Here is a 234-nt window from a genome sequence, read left to right as displayed (position 1 = left end):
ACAAGTTATCCGCCAGACCCCAGACTGGGGTTACATTATAGGAGGCTGGACAGTCTCTAACAATGGAGATGTTACCGAAAACCATGGAGAACAGGACTATTGGATAGTAAGATTAGATAGTTCGGGAAATCTGAAATGGCAGAAAACATTAGGAGGCCCAAGTTTTGATATTTTCAACTCTATTGAAACGACTGCTGATAATGGTTATATTATTTCCGGAACTACCTTTTCTAC

General features: G+C 40.2%; 1 protein-coding gene. It reads left to right on the top strand.

The window, feature by feature from the left end; all coding sequences use genetic code 11:
- On the top strand, positions 1 to 234 hold a 234-nt coding region (locus SB764_RS44740; RefSeq protein ID WP_410867402.1), incomplete at both ends, for a hypothetical protein.

The sequence above is a fragment of the Paraburkholderia sp. SIMBA_027 genome, from assembly GCF_046535315.1.
Taxonomy (GTDB): domain Bacteria; phylum Pseudomonadota; class Gammaproteobacteria; order Burkholderiales; family Burkholderiaceae; genus Paraburkholderia; species Paraburkholderia tropica.
This window is presented reverse-complemented; position numbering and strand designations above follow the sequence as displayed.